Here is a 734-nt window from a genome sequence, read left to right as displayed (position 1 = left end):
AGGTTGGGAGACCAAGACAAATCACCTAGCCATTTTGTATTTGGAGGAGGAGGAGGGGGAACCCATTGCCAAATTTCGACAAATAGCCCTTGATGATAGTAAACAGGCTTAAATCTGAGGTAGTAGCTACCGAGATCGGTCTGCATCTCAAAAGCAGTCTGTTCGCCGAATCCAACAAAGCGATTAACCCCCTTCACCCCACCTGAGAACTCTTGCCAGAGATCGCCCGACTTGCGCCATTTACGACGCTTCAGATCGGTGACCTTAATCGCTACGTGAGTCGATGAGAGCAGGGAAGGAATAAGAATGGCATCAACGCGCCCAACTCCGATATTAAAGCTAGACACGTTGACCCAACTCATTCCGTTTCCTCCCATTCCTCATCAAATTCATCGTATTCACCGCCCAAGGCATACTCGATCGCCTCATCAAAAGAGACAGTTTCGAGAACGCCCGATCCTGCTCGTGCAACCACGCACTGAGAGCCATCGAAATCCACAGGCAAGGAGCCATTAAGGATTTCGTGAAAGCCCTTGTCGCTAGGAACCATAATGAGGCGATCTTGCATCATACGACAGTAGCCCAATCAGCAGCAGTGAACAGACCCGAATAACGGCTAAATTCCGCAGGGAGAGAGTTGTCATTGCTTGGGTCGTAAAAGGTCTCAGAAGAGATGGAATTATCTCCTTGAGTTGTTACCGATTTTGCTCTAGGGGGCTTAGGGAAAGAAGCTC

2 protein-coding genes are annotated in these 734 nt (G+C 49.0%); both read right to left on the bottom strand.

The window, feature by feature from the left end:
• Positions 1-362: hypothetical protein (locus tag AC805_RS16590; RefSeq protein WP_156341434.1), on the bottom strand; the 362-nt coding region annotated here is incomplete at its 3' end.
• A complete protein-coding gene (locus tag AC805_RS16585) occupies positions 359-571 on the bottom strand; it encodes a hypothetical protein (RefSeq protein ID WP_055076441.1) in 213 nt (70 codons plus the stop codon). The genes AC805_RS16590 and AC805_RS16585, both read right to left, overlap by 4 nt.
• Between the last annotated feature and the right edge of the window lie 163 nt (positions 572-734).

The sequence above is a fragment of the Pseudanabaena sp. 'Roaring Creek' genome, assembly GCF_001402795.1.
In the GTDB taxonomy this organism is placed as follows: domain Bacteria; phylum Cyanobacteriota; class Cyanobacteriia; order Pseudanabaenales; family Pseudanabaenaceae; genus Pseudanabaena.
This window is presented reverse-complemented; position numbering and strand designations above follow the sequence as displayed.